This is a genomic window from Paenibacillus sp. UMB7766-LJ446 (assembly GCF_030226665.1).
In the GTDB taxonomy this organism is placed as follows: Bacteria; Bacillota; Bacilli; order Paenibacillales; family Paenibacillaceae; genus Paenibacillus; species Paenibacillus vandeheii.
Genome location: NZ_JASOYM010000010.1, coordinates 81,203 through 104,848 on the forward strand (window position 1 = coordinate 81,203; position 23,646 = coordinate 104,848).

Below are 23,646 nucleotides of genomic sequence, written 5' to 3' on the forward strand. Positions count from 1 at the left end.
GCGCTTACCAGGAAGTTGTGCAATAGTAAAGACAGTCCGATCCAATTATAGGTAGAGAGGATGTTCTGAACGATGAATACATATTATTCCCCACTTGGTACAGGAGAAGGTATTGGATCCGATATGAAGGCTTATGAAGTGAGTTTACCTGTCATCCCTGCAGGAGATTTTCAGATTACGGATTATGGAGCGGTAGGGGATGGCTTGACGGATAATACGGAGGTATTTCGGTTGGCTATAGCAGCATGTTCAGAAGCGGGTGGTGGTCGGATTGTCATCCCGGCGGGCGTCTGGCTCACAGGTCCCATTGTGCTGCGCAGTCGGATTGAGCTTCATGTCCAGGCGGGTGCCCTGGTTACGTTCAGCCGCAATTTCGACCAATATCCCTTGATTACGTCCAGCTTCGAAGGTTGGCAGGCGGTGCGGTGTCAGTCGCCCATTGATGGTGAGCATCTGGAGGATATTGCGATCACGGGTGAGGGGATTTGGGATGGCGGTGGAGAGGCATGGCGTCCGGTGAAACGATCCAAGATGACCGCATCGCAGTGGAGTCGACTGGTTTCTTCGGGCGGTGTAGTGGAGCATGCTGACGGAGACGAAGCCATTTGGTGGCCCTCGTCTTCTGCCCTTGAAGGCGGTGTGATTGCCAATCGTCTGCATCTGGAGCAAGTGAATGATGTGGCTGCTTATGAGGAAGTTAGAGATTTTTTGCGTCCCAACATGGTTAGCTTGCGCCAGTGTAAACGGGTGTTATTGGACGGCCCGACGTTCCAGAATTCGCCGGCATGGAATCTGCATCCTTGGGCATCCGAGCATGTTACGATTCGTAACGTTAGTGTGCGGAATCCATGGTTTTCCCAGAATGGGGATGGGCTGGACATCGAATCCTGCCGTCATGTCATTGTCGAGCAGAGTGTATTCGATGTGGGGGATGATGCGATCTGCCTGAAATCCGGCAAGGATGCTGAAGGCCGTGAGCTCGGTCTGCCCTCGGAGTATATTACGATTCGGGATTGCACCGTGTATCACGGTCATGGCGGCTTTGTAATCGGTAGCGAGATGTCCGGTGGCGTGCGGCATGTGCGGGTCTCGGATTGTACGTTTATTGGAACGGATATTGGGCTTCGCTTCAAAAGCGCACGAGGGCGCGGCGGGGTTGTTGAAGATATCCAGGTGGAGCGCATCTATATGAAGGATATCATCATGGAAGCTATCTCGTTTTCCTTTTTCTATGCCAATCAGGAGGGTTCGGCTCGCGGTAGCGATCTGTCCCAGGAAGTCAGCGAAGAGACCCCGGTGTTCCGGGATATTCGAATTTCGGATGTGGTCTGTGCAGGGGCGGAGACGGCGTTGTTGGTGAGTGGCCTGCCGGAGATGCCTTTGGACGGTCTGATCATCCAGGGATATACGGTGGCGGCCCGTAACGGGGTGCAGTGCGCTCATGCGAAGCATCTGCGAATCGCCGAAATGACTGCTCAAATTACTGAAGGACCGTTGATTCATTTGCATCAGTGTAAGGGTGCGGAGCTGGAGGCGATTGAGGGTGTGGGCGCAGATGGTCGACTTCTGATGGTGACGGGGCATGAATCGGCAGGAATCGTATGCCGGGAAAGTGATGCAGATACAGAGGGGCGCCAGATCTCCGTGGGTCCTGAAGTCAGAAGTGGTGTATTGATTCGCAGGTAAGAAGGTTTCGACTTAGCATATCACCGCGGGCATTTTCTGGCGCGCGGTGTCATGATAGGTTGTCATATGTCAGTCGTCCGGATTCGCCAGTCGCTGGAACGACCTATCGATGTTCTTTACGATAGCGAAGCGGCGTAGTCCCGGTCACCTGTTTAAACGTTTTATTAAAATGGGCTGTATGCTCAAATCCAACCTTCTCCGCTATCATTTGCACCCGCTCCTGAGTGGACAGTAAACGTCTCTGTGCCTCCCGAACCCGTGTAACACGCAAATATTCGCTGAAGCGAAATCCGGTAAAACGGCTGAACATCCGGCTCAAATAGGATGGACTGATATAAAATCGTGCTGCTGCCTCTTCCAATGTAAGGGGCTCGGTATAATGATTGTTCACGTAAGTAACGATTTCACTGATTTTATCCTGCATGGGATGAGGCGAAACCGGAGAGGACTGCCGAGTATGCTCTTCGACCCGGTAGATGAGGATCAGGACCTGGGCGAGCAGGCTTCTCACCACGATTTCGTAATGAGGCCGGCGCTCCTTGCATTCTTGCAGCATCTGCCACAGCATTCGTTCGATCTCGGCTTGTTCCACATCAGGAAAATGCAGCATCCTTGAACGATCAAAAGGAAGCAGACCACATATTCCGAGCTCCATCCCGGTGGCAAATGAAGGCGAGAATCCGATCAGAATTCGTTCAAAGCCGGGAATGTTTCCTTTGGATGTTGTATGTTCATCATGGGGATTGATCAGGATCAAATCACCTTTGCGGGCGGTAAGAAGCTGACCATTCATGGAATAAACCCGTTCTCCTTCAAGCAGATAATACAGTTCGTAAAAAGGATGGGCGTGAGGCTGTGGCATAGCGTTTCCATCGTGTCTGCTCATGTGTTCAATGGTGAATGAATTCTCGCCAATCCGATATTTGGGTCCAATCCGATCTTCTATAACACTCATAACCCGTCTCCCCTCTGCGCCAGCTGATCTACGGTTAATATCCATATCATAACGGAAAATCCAGTTTGTTGTAAACGCTATCATTTGGATGATAGGCCACCCGGGCTTGATGAATAGAGCTGGTTGTGATTGTTATTGGAATGATTTTGGGCAAGCCTATATATGCTGTAAAGGTGACAAAAGTCTATTCATGTTTTACAGTAGGGGAAGTGAGGCTAAACTCTGGATAGGAGTGTCTCCAATTTGATTTGGAAGGAAGGAAATAGAATATGACGACACATGAATTATCGCCACTCGTTGCTGCACTGAATATGCAGCCACATGTTGAAGGTGGTTGGTATAAGGAAGAATGGAAGGCATCGTATCAGATTCCGCAATCCGTATTGCCGGATACATACTCAGGCCCTCGCTTCTCGGCAAGTTCGACGTACTTCCTGCTGCACTCACATGAAGTTTCGGAATGGCATACCGTTTTGTCCGATGAACTCTGGTTGTGGCATAGCGGCAGTCCAATTGAATTGAAACTGGGCGGCAACGGGGCAAACCCAGGAAATGAAGAAGTACACGTGCTGGGTATGGATATTGCTGCTGGGCAATCACCGCAGGTGCTCGTTCCAGCCGGAGTATGGCAAACAGCACGTCCCCTCGGTGATGAGCCTGTACTGGTAACGTGCGTTGTAGCGCCAGGTTTCCATTTTGATGATTTCAAATTGGTTTCCAAGGGTTAATATAACCATGAATGAACAAGCAAAATCCCGATCAGGTGCGTGTGCATCCGAATCGGGATTTTTAGATGGTTGATATCCTGATTATATGTTAAAAGTTAAAGTTGTCCGGATCGGAACCAAAGCGCTTGTTCTCGTTCAGTTGACTAATACGTTCCATTTCTTCCGTGGTCAACTCGAAATCATACAAGTCCGCATTATCGCGAATGCGCTGTGGTGTGATGGATTTAGGTATGGTCACGATGCCATTTTGCAGATCCCAACGCAGAATCACTTGTGCGGGTGACTTGCTGTACTTGGCAGCAATATCCTGAAGAAGCGGATGCTCCAGCAGATGTCCCTGACCCAGTGGAGACCAGGCTTCAATCTGGATCTGATGTTTGCTGCAATACTCCCGAAGCTCTGTTTGGATCAACAGCGGATGCAGTTCCACCTGATTCACAGCAGGTTTAATGGTGGCATCGGTCATCAGGTCCTCCAGATGGTGAATCTGGAAGTTACTCACCCCAATGGCGCGGATGCGTCCTTCCTTATGGAGCTTCTCCAGCGCTCTCCATGTATCCTTGTACTTGCCTTTGACAGGCCAGTGGATCAGATAGAGATCCAGATATTCCAGTTCGAGACGTTCCATGCTTGCTTCAAAAGCGGCCAGTGTGGATTCGTAACCTTGGTCCCCGTTCCACACTTTGGTGGTAATGAACAGATCCTCACGGGCGATTCCGGATTCACGAATACCTTGAGCTACACCCGTTTCGTTGTTATACGCTTTCGCTGTATCGATACTGCGATAACCTGCCTGAATGGCCGTTTTAACCGCTTCAACCACTTCTTCTCCGTCTTTAACTTTGAATACGCCAAAACCCAGCCAAGGCATTTTGACTCCGTTGTAAAGTGTCGTTGTGTCCTGCACGTGTTTCATGGTCCGAAATTCCTCCTCTGATTCATTCTTTATTTCCTTATGTAATTACCCTGCTGATCGCCAGCCAATCTTAAATGGAAGGCCGTCTGTATTGATTATACTAAAACCTTTTTGGTAATGGAAAAGAATACGACCATTTCGATAGGAAAAACCCCTCATTTATCCTTTTTCACCAGCCAGAGGTTTGGATTTGACGCGTACGGGTGATAAGATGAAGTATACGAAATATGGAAACAGAAGCTTTCCTATTGAAGAGCTCACATAAAGAACAGAGGAGCACGGGAACGTAGGGTGTCATTGAACCCGTGTGATTAACGATAAAGGAGTAAGAATACAATGGCTAAACCTAAACAAACCAAAAAAGCAGCAGCTTGGTCTCTCGTCGTTATGGGGGCGGGTTTTGCAGCGTCGTTGCCTTTTCAGGGCGGTGTTGTAGGTAAACTGCTGGTAGGCTCATTTGAAGCGGGGTTGGTAGGTGGACTTGCGGACTGGTTCGCTGTAACAGCGTTGTTCCGTCATCCACTGGGTATTCCGATTCCCCATACGGCATTGCTGCCCAAAAATCGGGACAAATTGACGGAAGGCCTCGTTTCCGCAGTGGAAAATAACTTGTTGAACAAGGATAGTATTACCGAGAAAATTGCGGGTTTCAAGGCGGCAGAAATCGTTCTGGACACCATGAAACGGGAACTTCACAACGATGGAGTCAAAAGTATGATCGATACACTCTGTAAACGTATCCTTGCAGGCCTGCCGTTGGAGCAGATCGCTCCACTGGTTGCGGGTGAGATCAAATCACAGGCGGGTGCCTTCGACCTGGGTCCGATTCTGGAACGGGCTTCGATCCAGATGAGTGAGCGTGGATATGATGCCAAAGCGCTGGACTACGGTCTGAAACAGGCTGAGGAGTGGCTGGTGAAACCGGAGACCATCATGTTTTTAGGCGAAAGCGGCTTAAAGGCGATCAGCGGAATCCAGATGAACGGATTAATGCAATTTGCGATGAATGCGTTCATGGGCTATCTGAACGAGGAGCGTATGGGCAGCATTTTGCAAGGGTATCTATTTGATCGGGTAGAGGACATGAAGCGGGAAGGCAGCGCCATTCGTTATAAAGTGCTTGATCTAATGCGAACCCAGGTGGTCCGGCTGGCGATGAGTGAGCATGTGCAGGATGGAGTCAACGGCTGGAAAAACAACATGCTGGACGGATGGAACGCAGAGGAAACCGTGCTGAACAAACTGGTCGAATTGAGGGATAAGGCGCTTACTGCGATGGAAGATGGTCAGTATGTGGATACGTATGCGCTGCCTGCGATTGAGCGAGTATTGTCTGATCTGCGCTCCGATGAAGCATTGTTAGCAGGGTTGAATGCCAAGATTGTGGAAGGCGTAACGACGCTGCTGGAGAAAAACCATTCCAAGATCGGCAATCTCGTGCGTGAAAATGTCGACAAAATGGATAATGCCTCATTAATCTCGTTGATTGAGGATAAGGTAGGACAGGACCTGCAATGGATTCGGATTAACGGGGCCGTTACCGGCTTTGTGATCGGGATTGCACTGACTGCGCTGCGGATGGTATTGGAGTAAAGCATGGATAATGGCAAGTTTAGGGCCGCTCTCTGGAGCAGGCTCTTTTTTTGTATAAGCAAAATAAAAAATCATGGAACTGATACAAAATCCAGGGAAATGGGTAATGTACACCGAAATGCCCTATTGGAATCATTTAGGAACAAAGTTACATAAAAACGATGCCAACAGCCGATGTGATCCTGTTGATTTTGTACTATGATGCAGTTAACAGAAGAAAAGGGTGGATATACGCTGGCTCCTTATTGCATAGGCTACATCATGATGAAGCTTCTGCGAGAAATGGGACCAGAAGTTAGTTCGATATGGACATTCATGAATAGAAAAGAAAAAGGTGATTGATATGAGGTTGAAGCGACAACTCGCATGTGTATTTTTGTTGACCATACTATCCACTTTCATTTTGGGAGGGTGTCAGAATATGAAGGAAAGTGAAAAACAGGCCTTTTTTAAAGAAGCGGAAGCCGAAGCTGTAACATATCTGAAAAATAAATATGAACTGGATGTAGTCATCACGAATAAAGAGTTGTTACCTGAGATGGCACTTGATTCGATTGCTATGGAAGGGCATGTGGTGGAACATGAAGAGCAAGAATTTACGATCTCGTATGACTATGAGGACAAAAAAATCAAAAACTTTGGCATGAGTCCAGCAATAAAGGAAGCCATCATCGCTAAGGGCTATGACCCGTTTAACAAATAAAATCATAATTCAGGATGGATTTTCTTGGAGGTGCAGCGGTTGTGAGTAAATCACCGAAGATTGATGATGAAACATACAACAAGATGTCTGAATTAGCTTACGAGAATCTGAAATCAGGTGTTGAGTTCGAGAATCTTCCTGGATGGAAAGTCCTGGAGGATACACACGGAAACAAAAAATCCGGTTTCGATGCAGTAACATTCTATAATCCGGATACCAAACAGGCGGTTATCGCATATCGGGGCACAGAGGGAAGTGCGTCGTTGGATCGCAGTGCCCCAGATTATTATGCAGATGCTCAAATTGGTTTGCCTGAGCTTGGCCGAAAGATCGAACAAAGTACAAACCTGACGCCAGATTGGCTGGCTCATGGAATCCAGAAGGTAAGAGATGTTACCGGGATCACTACGGTAGAGAATGCTGTGGGGGAACTGGATAAAAAGCTCGATAAGACCATCGGACTGGGCCCCAATCAAATGTATGAAGCGGAAGACTACGCCAGAGACATGCAGAAAAAGTACAAGGACTTGGATTTTTCACTTACAGGACATTCGCTTGGCGGAGGGAATGCCCAGTATGCAGCTGCTTACACAGGACTATCCGCGGTGACGTTCAGCGCGCCATCCGTGATATCCAGTCTCACGCCAGAGGCGAAACGAAAGGCTGAAGAGGGTGGTTTTGATAGTCAAATCATCAACTATGGGCATCCCGGAGATTTTGTAACCAGCGGATTTTTTGGTGGATACGATCGTCATGTAGGATCCATGTATTACATCAATTCCAACTACAAGGATATGAATGATGACATGGGCATGTGGGATAAAATCAGTAACACCTTTGGTGGCGAAGAGTATCACGGCCTGAAACAGTACAAGTTCGAGAACGGCTATATTTCCAACGATCTATATGATCCGGTTACAGGCGAGCAAATCAGTTATTCACCACGTCAGCCGTCCAATGTCCTGTCTGATCTGGCGGCATTCATGCGGAATCTGGGTGGGCAAGCAGGCAGCCTTGCAAGAAGCATGGGCGCAGCAGCAGGGGTATCTGGCCTGATTCAGGTAACGCCAGAAGAACTCAAAAGTGTTGCAGGCCGATGGAAGCAGAATGCACAGCAGTGCAATGCAGAGTTGAATAAGGTGCGAAGTCGGATGGCCCAATACCTGCATTCCAGCCGAAGCCGCAGGCTCGAACCTATCGTCACCCAGCTGGATGCATCTATTAACGAATTGAGCACATGGCATATGAAGCATACGAGCCAGTTCTTGAACTTTATTGAAGAGAAGGCCGAAGCATTCCGTCAGGCGGATGAGAGTCAGGTCAGTTTTAAATAGAGTTTTGCGCAAAGGGTATGGCGAGTAGAAATTACATAAGGGAGGGAGGAACGCGAGTGAGCGGTCAATTGCTGGTTGAGTTGAATGATCTTCGGATTGCTGAAAAGGAATTAACCCAGCTGCTTGCCCGTCTCCAGGCAGATGAGCAGGAGGCAAGAAGCCTATACAACCGTCTCGACGACTGGAAGGGCCAATCGGCTGATTATACAAGGCAGCAGATTGAAGCGTTCTTCGCGGGTCTGTCTGGACGGATACAGTCCATTGAACAACAGAAGAAGAACTTGCTGCAATATATTGAAATCATGATCCAGACGGATCAGGAACGGTAAGGAAAAGAGCCATAAGGATAACCGTAAGTGCGTAATGAAGCAATTCTAACCAGTGGGCGTAAGTATGAGTTTGGAATTGTAATTTGCGTATGCAAACAGATAACAAAAAGGAGCCTTGGCACATTGGGAATAGACCCGGTATGCCAAAGGCTCCTTTCTTTTCAATCTACATAGTAGACTTCAGGTTAACTCTTAACGTTTTTTGCGGCGGGTTGCCAGAGCAATACCCAGGAAGGACATGATCAACGCCAGGATCGATACGATCAGTGTTGCCTGTTGCAGCTTCAATGTGCCTGGGTCTGAATCCGTGTTGTTTGGCTCACCCGTAACGGTGTCGTTCAACGCGTCACCCAAAGTGGTATCGTCGTTTGCTTTTGTATCGTCACCTGTTGCTGCTTTATCATCATGACCCGCATTACCAGCTGTGCCTGCACTATCATGACCTCCGCCTGCAGCAGCATTACCTGCAGCCGCAGGATCTTGGCTGATGGCTGTGATGCTGTGCGGGTTGCTGTCACTTGGTTCGCCTGTCCACTCCACGATGCTGCCATCGCTGTAATACTGGAATGCATCCCAAGCTACTTCTGTTTCGGTATCCGGATTCTGTGCTACGAAGTTGAATTGCTGGAATTGCCCAGCCAGAATCCCCTCGTTATCTCCGTCCACTTCCCAAGTGATCGACGTTACTTCATTGGAATCATTTTTTTCGGTAGAGATTTTCCAGCCTGCCAGTGGTTGGTATTGCTTGAATGCAACGCCTTGCGGTACTTTCAGTGTCACTTTGGTGGTAGGCAGCTCTTTTTCGGATGGAATCTTGATGCTATACGTCTGCCATGCACCTGTCTGTGCCACGGTTGGGTTAACGGTAACGTGTGCACTGGCGAATCCGGCGAACAGCATCAGCGCAGCGGCTCCAGCAGTAAGGCTGGATGTCAGTTTGGAAGTCCATGATGTTTTTTTCAAAATAATTTACCCCTCTCAATTCTTATCATTTATGTTTCGGCCCATTTTCTAAAATAAGTGCCTGATGTGCTGCAAAGTCACCGTTCCGGTTACGAATCGTTCTTTCAATCGCTGTTATTCCCAGATTTTTTGGATTCACTTTATAAGTGAAAATCCGGGAATAAAGGCGAACGTTGCACTTTTCCAGAATCGATTTCGTCCCCTTCACTACAATTGCAGCTTGTTGAGACACTGATTTTAGATTGAGTCGCGTTTCAAATCTGAATCGCGTATACCTACGGATTAGCGGTGTCGATCTCAAATTCTCTATCCAGCGAATCCAGGGTTCGGGTCAGCAGATGCACCTTGATATTCCAGCGTCCTGGCATGGAGATGTATTCTTCTGCCTCATATACGCCAGTATCATTTTTTGGAATCGTAATCTCGTAAATGCCCATATCCATGTCCAAGTGGGTCAGTGACAGTGTGATCTGTTCCAGATCGGTGACAGTACTGCCGTCCGGTTTCTTCACGTCAACCTTGAACTGGTTCTCACCGGTACGATTGGGACTTACCTGAAGCGTAATCGTAGTTCCGTCATCCATAGTCTGCACTTCTTTATAAGGCCCTACAGCTGCCGGTTGTCCGGGAGACAGATGTGTCAGCACGGCAGCCAGCGCAAGAACGACGGCTCCGGCAATCAGTTCGGCCTTCAAACTGCCAGCGAGTCGGTTGCCGCTGCCTGCACGTGCCATTCTGGCATGACGCCAGGCTAATACAAGCATCACAACAAGCAAGACAGCTTTGGCGATAAGCACAAGACCATACGCCGTTGTAAACAGGGACGTAAGTATAGGTGCTGGCAAAATAATCAGGCTGCTATATATTCCCGTAGCAACGAGAGCAGCAACAGCACCAATGCCCCAGGCTGTAAAGCGCCGGATAGCTGTCCAATAGACCTCTCCTCGCACGGTGGAAGGCAGTTTATCTGCGAGCGGAGGCAGGCACACGGCCATGGCGGTTAATGCTCCGATCCAGAAAGCGGCTCCGATCAGATGAACGAAGTCCATTGCGATGGCAAGCGCGCGTTGTTCTGCCGCAGCCGGATGTCCGGTCATGGCATGGGTGAACAACCAGCCAAGAACGAGGACGAGTGATCCGTATGAGGACCAGATGCGGGTACGCAGTGAGCGATCCTGGTCATAGCCGGAAAGGATGGTAACCGCCAGCAGCATCACAATGAGCATTTGTACCATCCAGATCTGGCCAAATGACGTCAATTTGAGTGCACTGCCCATCAATGCCCAGCTGAACTCTCCGATGGAAACGCCTGAGTCATACAATGTGTTCAGGGGCAGGCTTATCAGAGCGGCAGCAGAAGCGGCGCCATAACTGATCCATAACAGCCTGTAGCTTCCGGGTACTTCCAGCGGCTCCCTCGCCATGGACTGAGGGGCAATTCGGAACAGCAGGAAAGCAAGTGTGCCCAGGATCACAGACAACGCAAGATATTGAATCCAGTCGGTCAGCGACAAAATCCATTTTAACGGTCCGCCAGCCTGGCCTGAACCTGAGGCTAAATCCGCGAAACCGGCAGGAGCGCCGGATGGTTCCCCGATGTGAAACACATAGGCTCCCTGAATCGGGTGACCATCGGCGGATACGGCTTTCCAATTCACAGCGTAGGTTCCGTTTCCAAGTCCGGTCCGCAGACCGGTCTCCAGAATATGAGGACGATCCTCATCGACATGCACATTCCCGTCATCTGCCTGTGTTCCGTCCGGTGCGGTGATTTTAATATCAAAAAAGGCCGTTTGCAAAGACTCGTTGAACTCCAGAGTCAGACGTTCTGGTGCAGTCGCCACCAGTTCATTTTCACCCGGTGAGGCCTGCACGATATAAGCATGGGCAGATGCCCATTGTGGCATAACAAGGCAGCACAATAACATCAGGGCGACCATCAGTGCCCAGTGCCGTTTGCCCAATTTCATGGTGAATCTACTCAAAATCAAAAAATCATCACCCTTAGGTCTAGAATTGTAAGTCATTCTTTGTCAACCAAGCACAATCTATACCATTATAACTTTGTCCAAAATAACACCGTATGACTACATTGGGCTATAAAAAAACGAAATGATCCATAGAATTGTGACAAAAACATGAATGCTCTGCTATTTCCGAAGCTTACGACCCGCCAGTCCGCTTTCCAATGCATAGCGGGTTAGCTGTACACGATTTTCGAGCTGCAATTTTTGTAAAATATTCTTCAGATGGTTTTTCACCGTTTGGTCCGAAATGCCGAGTTGGTCAGCAATCTCACGATTGGTATATCCCGCAGATACCCATTGCAAAATCTCAAGCTCCCGCGTAGTCAGCGGATTATCGGGTACATCTTCAGTGCGAGGCGCAGGGAACTCCTGGAGAATTCGATAGGCAAGCTCCTTGCTCAGGGGTGCATCATCACTGACGATGGCGCGAAGGTATTCAAGCCAGGTGGAGGGAGCCAGATTTTTGAGCAGATATCCTTGAGCCCCCTGCTTCAACGCTTCAAACAGGTACGTGACATCATCCGATACCGTGACCATGACGATAATGACATACGGAAAGCGCAGTTTGATCTGCCGGGTGGCTTCGAGTCCATCCATATCGGGCATCTGTACATCCATCAGGATAAGATCGGGCATCCATTGCCCGGTAAGTTCCAGCGCTTCCGTTCCATTCGAAGCCGTCCCAATCACTTCAAACAGGCTATCCTCGGATAAAATACTGCAGATCGCTTCACGCGCATGCGCGTGATCATCGACGACCAATACCCGTACAAGTTCCATATTAAGCATGCCCCTTTCCAATCGTTATTCGTGTGTAGCCTGGCCTTGAATCGAGGGCGAAAGACCAGCCCATCTGAGCTGCACGTTCCTTCGTAATTCGCAGGCCGTACCGATCCTTCAAGTGAAGCGGATCTCCGCTCACACCAACACCGTTATCCTGAATGAAGATCGACCAGACAAAAGGAGTTCCTTCTGCAATCACCCGAGTATCTGAAGCCCGGGCATGTTTGCGAACATTGAGCAGTGCTTCACGAATGCAGGCGAGCAGCTCCACCTGCTCCTTTGGGGAGAAGAAGGTGCTGTCCAGATTCCACTCCAGACGCGCCGAAGGCACTGTCTCTTCTACAAGCAATTCTACCTGTGACAGCAGGGAAGTTCCCTCTGGTACTGCCGCTTGTCCAGGGACGTAGCGAAGCTGGGCAATGGCCTGCCGTACATAGGCGTTAACCTCGTGTACGGTTTTGCGGATGTCCTGGATTTCATTCTCATGACCGCTGCCGGCCAAGCCGCGCTCGGCCTTGTCTGTTTTTACCGACAGGAGAAAAAGAGACTGCGAGATGCCGTCGTGAAGCTCGCGAGCCAGTTGATCCCGAGCTTCGAGTGCCGCTTTGGAAGCACGCTCCTGTTCCAGAGCAGCCCTGGCACTTTCCAGCATGTTGAATAAGCGACTTAGCAAGGTGACGCTTATGAGGTAAAGGATAAGGGGAGTAAGCCAGTTACCCGCATCCATGGAAAGGTAGGGCATCAGGAATTGGTGACGGATGTATTCCCAGAGGCCAACCGTGAATGTGGGGACCAGCAGAATCATCCATTTAATCTGTTTGTATGACATGAATACAGAACTCCTTTGATATAAGGTCCACTTTATATGTATCCGTTTCGAGGGTTGGCACCATTATAACGCATGCTTGCCTCAGACCCTAGTCTGGCTTTCTTCGGGGGGAACCTCGGGTGGATAAGGGAGCATTTAGAAGGATATCTAAGAACAACATGGGGTGAAATTATGTCACGCAGGGTGAGCCTTGATGAGTACAGATGAGCGGGGCTGTATCCATTTTCCCTATTGGAGGAGGTCCTCTATACTTATATAGAACACAAATTCATTACAAAAGATGTTAAGGAGTGAACGCAACAACATGAATCAAGAGGTATTGGAACGTCGCAGCGAGTTGCTCAAGAAGAACATTCATCAAATGCTTCTTCAAGACAATCAGCACGGAATCAGTCGTCAGGATAACATGTTTTTGCAGCAGATGATTAGAGAGCTGCATCAGACTTCATACGAAATGAATACCACTCGATAACGCAGAATCTGCACAAGAATGAAGTAGTCTCGTGCATGATTCATTCCATGATGAACATGAAAATGGCGCTATCCCCGATCAGACCGGGGGTAGCGCTTTTGGCTTTAATAAGGGGATATTCGGTGAGCGTTACAAAAGTTGCTGTTGCACGGTTCGTTTCTGAATATATCGGATGAACAGCTCGGCTAGCTCGGGATCGAACTGTGAACCGGAGCACATCTGCAGTTCCTTGATTGCTTCATCCACATTTTTCGTTTCCTGATACGGTCGCTCCGTCGTCATTGCATCGAAGGAATCAATTACCGTGAGCATCCGGCACAACCGTGGAATCTCCGAGCCTTTCAGGCCATAAGGGTAGCCTGCCCCGTCATACCGTTCATGATGCAATTCGATATAGGGAATGAGATCGGCAAAACGCTCGTTGGTCATAGCCATCTTTTTGCCCCAGGTGACATGGCCCTTGATCGTTTCCCATTCCTCAGCGGTAAGCTTTTCTTTCTTATTCAGGATGGACCACGGAATTTCGAGCTTTCCGATATCATGAATCAGTGCACCCAGCACGAAATTTCGCTTTTCCACATTATCGAGCTCCAGCAACTCACTTAAATCGAGGGCATATTTATATACGCGTTTGGAATGTTTGAATGTATCCATATCCTTATATCTGAACAAGTTGAGCTGCTGCTCAATATCGCGCACATCCTGGACCAGATCAATCTCATGCTCCATGCCGTCATTGCTGCCGTGGCGATGCACATTGTTTTTGCCTTGTTTCTTGGCATAATACAGCGCTTTATCCGCCTGATCCACGAGTTGTGACTTGTTGTACATATCAACCTCATAACGCGCAACACCTGCCGAAAAGGAGAGGCAACCGTGCGGAAACACTTCAACTCCTTCAAAAGGGGTGTCGTTCAGCTGCTTGCGCAACTTGTTCATGAACGCATAGGCCTCGTCCAGATCCATACCTGGCATAAGCAGGGTGAACTCTTCGCCGCCATAACGAAAGGCGGTGACCTGAGTGCCCTCCGTTTTCCGGATGAGGAAATCTCCGAGCAGGGCCAGCAGACTGTCGCCCTGGAGATGACCGAAGCGGTCGTTATACTTTTTGAAATCATCAATATCGATGAGTCCCAGCGAAAGCGGGGTTCCTTGGGAACGGGCGTTACCAAGCTCGCTCTCCAGCATACTTTCAAAATGACTGTGGTTGAACAAACCTGTGCGTTGATCCGTATTCGCCTTTTCCTCAATACTCTGATACATCACGAACAGCTGTTTGAACGCATGCGACAGCAGAATGCTAAGACTGAGGTAGAGCAGCAGGCCGAGAACACCGTTGTGCACAACGAGAATGGTCAGCACGAGCGCCAAAATCAATGTACATAAATAAACGAGCAGTGATTCGGTGACGAACACACGCTTCATCTGCTGTAATGCATCCTTTGTCGAGAAATGAAAGAACAGCCCTAGCGTGATCGTATTAATAATGAAGTAGGCTGCAAGTGCCGCAAAATAGGGCAGCAGGTTATATCCATCCAGTGCTCCCGGAATTCCTCCAGTCCAAGTGAATACGTAAGCAGCTCCAGCAATCATGAGGCTGTAGATGCTGAAATTAACGATATGCTTCCACCAGGCGAGTTTGCGATCCTTGATTAACAGTATGAGGGAAACGGGCAGCAGTACAGACAGACTGAATGCACCACCAAACATGAAGATACAGGCGAGGTACACGGAAGAGTCCATGGATTGCTGATTGCCTTTGGGCGGAATCTGAAACGTGAAGTAATCCAAAATCAGCGCCGCACCGAGCATCGTGTATACCATTACCCATTCGTCAGAGGATAGATGGAGATAGGACAACTTGTTCATATACAGAAAAATACCGATGCCCGTGCAGCTGAGCAACACAACATACATGGTGCTCCGATCTGCTTTATGGATAAGGTTACGAATAAAGTTCATAAAAATTCTCCTGCTTGGTTTAGTCTGCTCTTGATGTGAATATATCGGCTTGTACTATATTGATGTATAACATAACAAGTTACCTCCCAAAAATCCAGAAAGAAAAAACAGGCCGCTGGCAGCCTGTTTGTCGTGGTTGGCGAGTATATGTACTAGCCGCCCAGCTTGTATCCCGAAGTCAATGCAACAACGACAGAAGCTACGATGATTGCGTTGATAACGAGACGAGAATATTTAATGCCTTCGAATTTTTTCATGGAAAAGACCTCCCTTCCTTGGAGTCTGTCCGAATCTCTTCAGGCCTGATGGAATTCACTGGCTTCAAAGCTTCTCCGGTTCGATTCACCATCATGTACTGGATAAACAGGAATATGCCAATGTTCATGACCACATCGCCGATGCTGATCACCTGTGTCCTCGGATAAGGACTGGACAGCGGGATGATATCGCCCAGAAACGAGAGATGTGTGGAAGCATCCATCATATAGTGCTTGGATACCGCTCCGCCTTCGCGCAGCATGTCCACATAATAGGGCCCAAGAACAGCAGAGGCATCCACGGAAACCGGCATACGCCCCCCATTTACCGCCATGACGATGAAATTGAGGAAAACACCGATCCAGATCAGCGTGAAACCCTTGTAATGTCGATTAAGCCACAAAAATGCTAAGCCTGTGACATAAACGGCAGCAAACAGGTATCCGTTGATGGATGCAACCCAATCAAGCCTTTCCTGCAAGTAAAAGATGAAGAACTGAGCCAGCAGCAGCACCGGGAATATCCAGCCGCCTCGCAGCTTGAGAGCTGCAAACTGGTGGAGACCATACCGAAATCCTCCCCGGAACAGTCCAACAATCAAGCCGAGCAGAATGCCATCGTATACCATGATTAACTCCTGTCTTACAGATATGTGTAAATGTAATTGCGTGTTTGTGTACCTATGTTATTCGACCTTTTACTGGTAAATCCTGCAATGAAATTATTTTTTTTGAGAAGAATTTTGCAAAAAAATAAAACAAAAACCGCCTTTACGAACCAATGGGTCGAATCCATGGGAAAGTTCGGTAAAGACGGCTTTGTATTATGTCAAATTGCGAGTTTTAATTCACTTGGTATACGTTCAGTTTATTCTGATTCCCCGTTCAGATAATTGAAGAACGGCTGGTCCACCCAGAAGGTGTAACTGGAAATGTCCGCATCAGGGGCCAGCTTACGGAATCCTTCTTGAATTGCCTTGGAATTCTCCTTAAGGGAGAAAGATTGTGCATAATAGTTGCCAAGCGAAATTTTATTGTTGGCGATGACTGGATATTCCGCCAGAGCGGTTGGTGAGTAATACAGTGGCTGCCACCAAGAAGCATGAATTAAGGCAGAGGCGTCATCGCTGTTCTTTTTGGCATACTTCAATATAATGTCGTTGAAGCGGGCTTTGTCCGCTGTGTTATTGAATTCAAACTGAATGTCATATTCTTTGGCATAGGCAATGTAGTTGCCATTCTCGATCTGGGTAACCTTGTAGTCCGGTGTTTCTTTGGGCTCTCCCCATTCCTTCAAATAAATGAAGGCAGAAGTCTTCGGCTGGAATTGTACGTCCGCATCGATGCCTTCACTACGCAACAATCCAATTAACTGTAGCGCGTGTTTAATATCATCATGCCCGTAAGTTAAGGTCAGTTCATCGATGAAGTTGGAGTCGAAGCGACTGTCCTTAAGATTGTAACCTGTGACGAGATCATCCCGCAGTGCTTGATCCACAATGGTCCGAAGTTCTGGTGCTTCTATTAGATCAGCGGTGCGATAGGCAGCGTACAATTTGGAGTAAATGTCAGTATCGCCGGAACGACCAATTTCATTTTTGTATTTGCCCTGACTGGTCAATACCCGTCCAAGCAAGATGTTGGCAAAATCAGAACTTGCTTCGCCGCCCTTACGGAGAGCGGGGTACAGGCTTTCCGGGATCAAACCGGTATCAATGGCAGCGGCAAGCTCCTGCGCGGCTTGTCCCTGAACGCGGCTTGAGCTAATGCCCAGTTTAGCAAGTGCCTTCGCTGTTTTGTCTTCAGGATATGTATAGGCCAACTCTTTGAATCCGGCTGCTTTGACTGCGATGAAGACTGCAGCATAAGTGCTCAGTTTGTCATTGGCACGCACTTCCGTACCGGACAGGATACCGTTGTTATATAAGGAAACGGCAGCTTTATACGCAGAATCATTGGAGTTCAAATCAGTAAAGGCAGGAGCCTTAATTTCACTGTCACTTGTTTCATCTGTAGCAGGTGCAGCTTGATCGACTTCAAGGATGGCAGCAATCGCCTTGATGAAGTCACCCTTGGTTAACTTCTGCGGCAATTGGATATTGTATTTGGCCTGCAGGAATTGGGCGTAATCGGCTGCACTCTCGGTATAGGCTGAAGGAGCTTGTGCTACCGGTCCTTTAACCGCCTGTGAGGTAGTTTGTCCGGCGGGAGTAGCCGAAGCTGCGGATGCCGAAGCGGGCAAGCTGAGGCTGCCGAGTGTAACCGGAGCAGCGAGCAGAGCGGCCAGTGTGATCTGGGTGATTTTTTTCAAATGAATAGCCTCCTCAAAATAGGATAGGAAAATAAACAAGCTTGCGTTATAATTCTGACAAAACCTATCTGAATATAATAATTGGATTGACTTTAGCATGGAGCGGCTTCGGATGTCAACGGAAAAAACCTTGGTTTAGAGCGCCTTCCGACGCTTTGTAGAATGTAAATCAGCTATTTTATTCCATTTAGTGTATACGCTCAAAGATTTATTGACAAGGATCGACAGTATCCGCTAGGATTATAAAAAAGAATTGTGAAAAGGGGAAATTTCAAAATGAAAAGAGGTTTATCGTTCGTCTTATCGATCATGATGGTGGCTATTTTGCTGGCGGCTTGTGGAAATTCTGGTTCCAAAGACGAACAATCGGCTCAAGGTGGCGATAGTGAAAAATCACTGCGCATGGCACTTGTCCTTCCTGAAAAAATTGGGGTCAACCCGTTCTTCGTACAGATGGATGAAGGTTTCAAAAAAGCTGGCGAGGAATTCAAGGTAGACACCAAAACGATCGAATCGACTGACCCGGCTGCATTTGAGCAAAATCTGCGTGCTGCAGTAGCTGAGAACTATGATCTGATTATTACAGCAACTTTCCAGGCAGAAGATGCATTGAAAAAGGTTGCTGCCGAAAATCCGAACAAGTCCTTTGCCATTGTAGACACAACCGTTGACCTGCCTAACGTTCGTAGCGTTGGTTTCCATGAATATGAAGGGGCGTACCTGCTTGGTGCAGCTGCTGGATTGTCTACGAAAACAGACAAAGTCGGCATGATTGCTGCGATGGACGTTCCATTAATCAAGAAATATACAGAAGGTTTCAGAGCCGGTCTGGAATCGGTTAACCCGGATGCGGAATTCCTCGTGAACTATGTTGGTGGATTCAATGACCCGGCCAAAGCAAAAGAGCTGGCGTTAGTACAATTCGGCAAAGGCGCTGACTTCATTGCTGGAGCATCTGCTGTAGGCGATCTGGGTGTGTTCGAAGCCGCGAAGGAAAAAGGCTTCTATACTTCCGGTCAGGATACGGACCGTACTGTTGAAGATCCAGAACATATCGTATTGTCTCAATTGAAGTCGACCGATACGGTTGCTTATCAGACCGTGAAGGATTTCGTGGAAGGAAACTTCAAAGCGGGTGCTGTAAATTATGGCTTGAAAGAGGATGGCGTAGGCCTGACTTATGTAACACGTGATAGCGAATCTCCATTGAATGCTTTTGTTGGACAAGAAGTAATCGACAAGGTTAAAGCGATCAAGGATGATATCGTATCCGGCAAAATCGTTGTGAAAGATCCTTTGCAACAGTAGTAATCTTTGTTCCATAGAATGGATTAATTGAGTTGATCAGCCGGCTGCCCGATCAGGCAGCCGGTTTTGCTGCTATTACAATGAACTATATATGTTCAACTAAACATTTACCCGATAACGGAGAGGACAGAAAAAACCTGGAGAAGCGAAGCGTTCGCCTTTATCCCCGGATTTTCCCCTTTGGAGAAAAAATAAAAAAATCTGGGGATAACGGGGATCGGAAGGTTGTTCTGTCATCGTAGTGGCTAGTGTAAATATGCTTTAGTTGAACGTATACAGACCGAGAGGAGAGAACGCGAGATGCTGTTGGAGATGGAGCAGATTACGAAGAAATACGGCGGCTTCACCGCTAATCGGGACATCCGTTTTAATTTGCGAGAAGGAGAGATTCATGCCCTCGTGGGTGAGAACGGAGCCGGTAAAACAACCCTGATGCGCATGTTGTATGGAATGGAGCAACCGACATCAGGCACAATCAAAGTTCGTGGACGTGAGGTAAGCTTCGCTACCCCGTCTCAGGCCATGGCAAGCGGTATCGGCATGGTGCACCAGCATTTCATGCTGTTTCCTTCCTTTACGGTTGCTGAGAACATCGTGATCGGCCGTGAACCGTCTGCTGCAGGTGTATTTGACCGCAAACAGGCAGCGGCCCAGGTGAATGAGCTGGGCAGAACGTATGGCATGCCAGTTGATCCGTGGAAAAAAGTATTTGAGTGCCCTCTGGGTATGCAGCAGCGAGTTGAAATTCTCAAGGTGCTGCATCAAGGTGCGGACATCATTATATTGGATGAACCTTCAGCGGTACTGACACCGCTGGAAGTGAAAGAATTGCTCGCGAATATGAAGTCTCTAGCCAAGCTGGGCAAAACTTTTGTATTGATTACGCACAAGCTGCAGGAAGTCATGGATGTGGCAGACCGGATCACGGTTCTTCGTGATGGTCAGGTGACAGGTACGCTGGAAGCGAAAGATACGAATGTGGAGGAGTTATCCCGCTTAATGGTTGGACGTGAGTTGGTACGTATGGACAAGCAGCCATCCGTTCCGGGAGAAGCGGTGCTTCAGGTGGAAGCAGTGAGTCTGTCAGGGGCAGAGGACCGTTCCGCACTCAAGGATATTCATTTGGAAGTTCGGAAAGGTGAGGTCGTTGGAATCGCGGGTATTTCCGGGAACGGTCAGTCTGAACTAATTCAGATCATTGCCGGACTGCGTAAGTCGGATAGCGGCCGCGTCCTGTTGTCAGGGCAGGATACGACGAACTGGCCGGTGCGTCGCATTCGTGAACTTGGACTTGCCCATATCCCGGAAGACCGTTATATGTGGGGAGCGGCGAAGGATGCAAGCGTTCGTGAGAATGGCTTGATGGGCCATCATCACCGGCTTCAATCACGCGGTATCATTAAAGCAAAGGCAGCACGGACCATGGTGGAGAACTGGATCAAGCAGTTCAGCATCAAGACGGGTTCTGCGGAAACGAAGGCACAGTTCCTTTCCGGTGGTAACTTGCAGAAGCTGATTGCTGCTCGTGAATTTGCCCAGGATACACCGTTTCTCATTGCGGCTGAACCTACACGGGGTGTAGACATTGGGGCAATGGAAACCATTCATGCCGAATTGCTGCGCAAACGGAATGAAGGTGCAGGAATTCTGCTCGTTTCATCCGAATTGTCCGAGATTTTGCAATTATCCGATCGAATCATTGTTATGTATGAAGGCGGAATCGCTGGGGAACTGAAGGCAGATGAAGCAACAGAAGAACAGATCAGCTTGTTGATGGCAGGAGGGAAAGAGCGGATATGAATCGGGTAAAAGAAACACTTCGCGGACTCGTACAGCCGCTGCTTGCCGTATTCATCGGTTTGCTGGCAGGTGCTGTAGCCATTCTGGTCGTAGGCGGGTCCGTGGTGGATACGTATGCGGAGATGTGGAAAGGGGCCTTCGGCAACTTCTACTTCTTCACCAACACATTAGCGCGTTCGACGCCAATTATTCTTGCGGGACTGGGCGTAGCACTGGCGTTCCGCGCCGGATTTTTCAACATGGGTGCCGAAGGACAGATGGTTCTCGGCGGACTTAGTGCAGCGCTGACGGCGCTCTACCTGCCGGGTCCAGGCTGGTTTGTCTGTATTGCAGCCATTGTGGCGGGGATCATTGCCGGTGGAGTGTGGTCGCTGTTTGCCGGTTGGCTGGATGCTCGCTTCGGCATGAATCTGTTGATCACAACGCTGCTGCTCAACTATATTGCGATTTATTTTGGAGGGTACATGGTATCCTATCCGTTCAAAGACCGCACCGGATCGGCGGCGATGGCCCAGACGCCAATGATTGATCAGAGTGTCTGGCTGCCGAAGCTATTCCAGGGCATGGGACTGCATGCCGGATTCATCATTGCTATCGTAGCGGCTTTTCTCATCTACTGGTTCACACACAAGACGGTAACGGGTTATGAGATCCGCATGCTGGGTAGTAACCCTTCCTTTGCAACCTATGGCGGCGTGCGCCGCATTCGCATGATGATGCTGTCCATGATCATTAGTGGCGGACTTGCAGGTCTTGCGGGTGCAGGGGAAGTGTTGGGTACACAGTACCGTTTCCTTGATGGCTCGTTGTCCTCCGCAAGTTATGCATGGAGCGGCATCATGGCAACCTTGCTTGCCCGCTCGCATCCGCTAGGAACAGCTGTGGCGGCAATTCTGCTTGCAGCGTTGCAGACAGGTGCCATGGGGATGGAACGGAATACGGATGTGCCGCTGGAAGTCGGCAGTGTCATCCAAGCGGTGTTGACGTTATTTGTATCGGCTCAGATCGGTTATTCATTTCTGAAGCGGAGAAAGGAGAAAAAGTCCAATGCAACAACTGTTTGATGCAGCCATGTTTGGCTCTACTCTGCGGATTATGACGCCGATTCTGCTTGCAGCGCTCGGTGGGGCTTTATGCTCTCGTGTCGGTCTGTTCAACGTAGGTCTGGAAGGACTCGTACTGATCGGCGCTTTCTCCGCTATTGTTGGTAACTATCTGTTCGGTAATGTATTGCTGGCCGTCATATTCTCGATTTTGATCGTTATGTTGTTCTCTGCGCTATTTGCCTTTATCAGTATTAATCTGAAGGCCAACGCGATAGTAGTCGGGATCTCGCTTAATTTTCTGGCGACGGGACTGACGACTTTTGCACTGCGGGCGATCTTTGACGTGAAGGGTGCTTACTACGATAAAGATATGGTGGGACTCCCCAAATGGGATATCCCTCTTATTAAGGACATTCCGTGGGTAGGTGATGTCATCTCAGGGCATAGCCCGCTCGTGTATCTTGGAATTATTATTGTAATTGCCTTGCAATTTTATCTGTTCAAAAGTGTCTCCGGGTTCCGTCTCCGCTCGGTTGGCGAGAATCCGGTAGCGGCACAGAGCATCGGCATCAAGGTGCGCGGTATTCAATATGGTGCAGTCCTGATGTGCGGTGTACTGTGCGCCTTGGCGGGTGCACAACTATCACTTGGTCAGGTTACGATGTTTACTGAGGGTATGACCGCAGGTCGCGGTTTCATCGCATTGGTAGCAACCATGCTGGGTCAAGCGAATCCGCTTGGCGTTATGGGGTCCAGTGTGCTGTTCGGGTTCATGGAAGCACTTAGTATCCGATTGCAGGGCTTCGCGCTGCCAACTCACTTTACCATGATGCTGCCGTATATTGTGACACTGGTGGCGATGTTCTTTTTCAAAGATCGTACCTATGCACAAGATGCACTGAAAGCGGGCGGAAGCTCGCGTTAATTCCTGAATGTTATGCTGGAAGCATATAAAGAAGGAGGAATCACACTTGCATAATAAGGCTGAACGTCTGAAAAAAACGAAAAGCCCGGCACCCAAAGCGGGTGCTGAGCACGGAGACCGGCTGCCGCCGGGGCAGGTACTGACCGAGAAGTTCCCGATTTTGCATGAAGGCGAAGTACCCGAATACGACCTCGCGACCTGGGATTTGAAAGTATTCGGTGAGGTTGAAGAGGAGAAGGTGTTCTCCTTCGCCGAGCTTCAGGCGATGCCTCAAGTGAACACGGTGAGCGACATTCATTGTGTAACTCGTTGGTCGAAGTTTGATACACCGTGGGAAGGCATCCGATTCTCGGATTTCATCAAGCTTCTTGGCGTCAAACCCGAAGCGAAATACGTCATGATCCATGCGGATCATGATTACGAGACGAACGTTCCGCTCGAAGAACTGATGCATGACGATGTATTGCTTGCCTTTAAATTTAACGGTGAGCCGCTCACACCAAAGCATGGTTATCCATTGCGCCTGGTGGTTCCGCAACTCTACTTCTGGAAGAGCGCGAAGTGGATACGGGGTCTGGAATTCATGAAAGAAGACCGCAATGGCTTCTGGGAAGTTAATGGTTTCCATCATTTTGCCGATCCGTTCAAGGAGCAGCGCTTCTCGGGTGAAGATATTCCGATTCCGGAAGACGAATGGACGAAGAAGGAGTTTGATTAAG

21 protein-coding genes are annotated in these 23,646 nt (G+C 48.8%); 12 read left to right on the plus strand and 9 right to left on the minus strand.

What is annotated here, in order from left to right; translation table 11 throughout:
- The first annotated feature begins 72 nt into the window (after nt 1–72).
- On the plus strand, nt 73–1,686 hold the full coding sequence (locus tag QP794_RS22545; protein ID WP_285078987.1) for a glycoside hydrolase family 28 protein: 1,614 nt from the start codon (nt 73–75) through the stop codon (nt 1,684–1,686).
- Nucleotides 1,687–1,789: 103 nt separating this feature from the next.
- On the opposite strand, the gene QP794_RS22550 is transcribed toward QP794_RS22545, so the two are convergent.
- Nucleotides 1,790–2,641 carry a helix-turn-helix transcriptional regulator gene (locus QP794_RS22550; RefSeq protein WP_285079123.1) on the minus strand — a complete coding sequence of 284 codons (852 nt, stop codon included), beginning with the start codon at nt 2,639–2,641 and terminating at the stop codon, nt 1,790–1,792.
- A gap of 269 nt (nt 2,642–2,910) precedes the next feature.
- On the opposite strand from QP794_RS22550, the gene QP794_RS22555 reads away from it, so the two are divergent.
- On the plus strand, nt 2,911–3,369 hold the full coding sequence (locus tag QP794_RS22555; RefSeq protein ID WP_285078988.1) for a cupin domain-containing protein: 459 nt from the start codon (nt 2,911–2,913) through the stop codon (nt 3,367–3,369).
- 88 nt (nt 3,370–3,457) lie between these two features.
- Here QP794_RS22555 and QP794_RS22560 read toward each other — a convergent pair whose 3' ends face one another.
- Nucleotides 3,458–4,285 (minus strand): aldo/keto reductase, encoded by an 828-nt coding sequence (locus QP794_RS22560; protein ID WP_024632299.1) that lies wholly within the window; start codon nt 4,283–4,285, stop codon nt 3,458–3,460.
- Between the two features lie 336 nt (nt 4,286–4,621).
- Here QP794_RS22560 and QP794_RS22565 point away from each other — a divergent pair, with 336 nt between their 5' ends.
- The 4 genes from QP794_RS22565 to QP794_RS22580 all read left to right on the plus strand — a co-directional run bounded on the left by QP794_RS22565 (nt 4,622) and on the right by QP794_RS22580 (nt 8,244).
- A complete protein-coding gene (locus tag QP794_RS22565) occupies nt 4,622–5,878 on the plus strand; it encodes a DUF445 domain-containing protein (RefSeq protein WP_285078989.1) in 1,257 nt (418 codons plus the stop codon).
- Nucleotides 5,879–6,299: 421 nt separating this feature from the next.
- Nucleotides 6,300–6,581 carry a hypothetical protein gene (locus tag QP794_RS22570; RefSeq protein ID WP_024632296.1) on the plus strand — a complete coding sequence of 94 codons (282 nt, stop codon included), beginning with the start codon at nt 6,300–6,302 and terminating at the stop codon, nt 6,579–6,581.
- 83 nt (nt 6,582–6,664) lie between these two features.
- Complete coding sequence (locus QP794_RS22575) at nt 6,665–7,915, plus strand: Tle-like phospholipase domain-containing protein (RefSeq protein ID WP_483311945.1); 1,251 nt, start codon at nt 6,665–6,667, stop codon at nt 7,913–7,915.
- Between the two features lie 56 nt (nt 7,916–7,971).
- Nucleotides 7,972–8,244, plus strand: coding sequence for a hypothetical protein (locus tag QP794_RS22580; protein ID WP_024632294.1), 273 nt, complete (start codon nt 7,972–7,974; stop codon nt 8,242–8,244).
- A 192-nt stretch (nt 8,245–8,436) separates the two neighbouring features.
- Here QP794_RS22580 and QP794_RS22585 read toward each other — a convergent pair whose 3' ends face one another.
- From QP794_RS22585 to QP794_RS22600, 4 genes are all read right to left on the minus strand, one after another.
- A complete protein-coding gene (locus QP794_RS22585; protein ID WP_285078992.1) occupies nt 8,437–9,207 on the minus strand; it encodes a YcnI family copper-binding membrane protein in 771 nt (256 codons plus the stop codon).
- Nucleotides 9,208–9,482: 275 nt separating this feature from the next.
- Nucleotides 9,483–11,177 carry a copper resistance CopC/CopD family protein gene (locus QP794_RS22590; RefSeq protein WP_285078993.1) on the minus strand — a complete coding sequence of 565 codons (1,695 nt, stop codon included), beginning with the start codon at nt 11,175–11,177 and terminating at the stop codon, nt 9,483–9,485.
- A gap of 180 nt (nt 11,178–11,357) precedes the next feature.
- Nucleotides 11,358–12,014 (minus strand): response regulator, encoded by a 657-nt coding sequence (locus tag QP794_RS22595; RefSeq protein WP_024632291.1) that lies wholly within the window; start codon nt 12,012–12,014, stop codon nt 11,358–11,360.
- A 1-nt stretch (nt 12,015) separates the two neighbouring features.
- The gene (locus QP794_RS22600; protein ID WP_285078994.1) at nt 12,016–12,846 is read right to left on the minus strand and encodes a sensor histidine kinase; all 831 of its coding nucleotides are present in this window, start codon (nt 12,844–12,846) and stop codon (nt 12,016–12,018) included.
- A 304-nt stretch (nt 12,847–13,150) separates the two neighbouring features.
- On the opposite strand from QP794_RS22600, the gene QP794_RS22605 reads away from it, so the two are divergent.
- Entirely contained in the window at nt 13,151–13,318 is a 168-nt protein-coding gene (locus tag QP794_RS22605) for a hypothetical protein (protein WP_285078995.1), read from the plus strand.
- Between the two features lie 129 nt (nt 13,319–13,447).
- Here the strand turns inward: QP794_RS22605 and QP794_RS22610 are convergent, their stop codons facing one another.
- The 3 genes from QP794_RS22610 to QP794_RS22620 form a co-directional block, all read right to left on the minus strand.
- Nucleotides 13,448–15,280 (minus strand): bifunctional diguanylate cyclase/phosphohydrolase, encoded by a 1,833-nt coding sequence (locus QP794_RS22610; protein WP_285078996.1) that lies wholly within the window; start codon nt 15,278–15,280, stop codon nt 13,448–13,450.
- Between the two features lie 253 nt (nt 15,281–15,533).
- Nucleotides 15,534–16,166 carry a DUF5317 domain-containing protein gene (locus tag QP794_RS22615; protein WP_024632288.1) on the minus strand — a complete coding sequence of 211 codons (633 nt, stop codon included), beginning with the start codon at nt 16,164–16,166 and terminating at the stop codon, nt 15,534–15,536.
- 239 nt (nt 16,167–16,405) lie between these two features.
- Nucleotides 16,406–17,848 (minus strand): hypothetical protein, encoded by a 1,443-nt coding sequence (locus QP794_RS22620; RefSeq protein WP_285078997.1) that lies wholly within the window; start codon nt 17,846–17,848, stop codon nt 16,406–16,408.
- 276 nt (nt 17,849–18,124) lie between these two features.
- Here QP794_RS22620 and QP794_RS22625 point away from each other — a divergent pair, with 276 nt between their 5' ends.
- The 5 genes from QP794_RS22625 to QP794_RS22645 all read left to right on the plus strand — a co-directional run bounded on the left by QP794_RS22625 (nt 18,125) and on the right by QP794_RS22645 (nt 23,645).
- Nucleotides 18,125–19,156 (plus strand): BMP family lipoprotein, encoded by a 1,032-nt coding sequence (locus QP794_RS22625; RefSeq protein WP_285078998.1) that lies wholly within the window; start codon nt 18,125–18,127, stop codon nt 19,154–19,156.
- 300 nt (nt 19,157–19,456) lie between these two features.
- The gene (locus tag QP794_RS22630) at nt 19,457–20,956 is read left to right on the plus strand and encodes an ABC transporter ATP-binding protein (protein ID WP_024632284.1); all 1,500 of its coding nucleotides are present in this window, start codon (nt 19,457–19,459) and stop codon (nt 20,954–20,956) included.
- A complete protein-coding gene (locus QP794_RS22635) occupies nt 20,953–22,020 on the plus strand; it encodes an ABC transporter permease (RefSeq protein WP_285078999.1) in 1,068 nt (355 codons plus the stop codon). The genes QP794_RS22630 and QP794_RS22635 overlap by 4 nt, the downstream gene beginning before the upstream one ends.
- Nucleotides 22,004–22,927 carry an ABC transporter permease gene (locus QP794_RS22640; RefSeq protein ID WP_285079000.1) on the plus strand — a complete coding sequence of 308 codons (924 nt, stop codon included), beginning with the start codon at nt 22,004–22,006 and terminating at the stop codon, nt 22,925–22,927. The genes QP794_RS22635 and QP794_RS22640 overlap by 17 nt, the downstream gene beginning before the upstream one ends.
- 46 nt (nt 22,928–22,973) lie before the next feature.
- Nucleotides 22,974–23,645, plus strand: coding sequence for a sulfite oxidase-like oxidoreductase (locus QP794_RS22645; protein WP_079348664.1), 672 nt, complete (start codon nt 22,974–22,976; stop codon nt 23,643–23,645).
- The last annotated feature ends 1 nt before the right edge of the window (nt 23,646 follow it).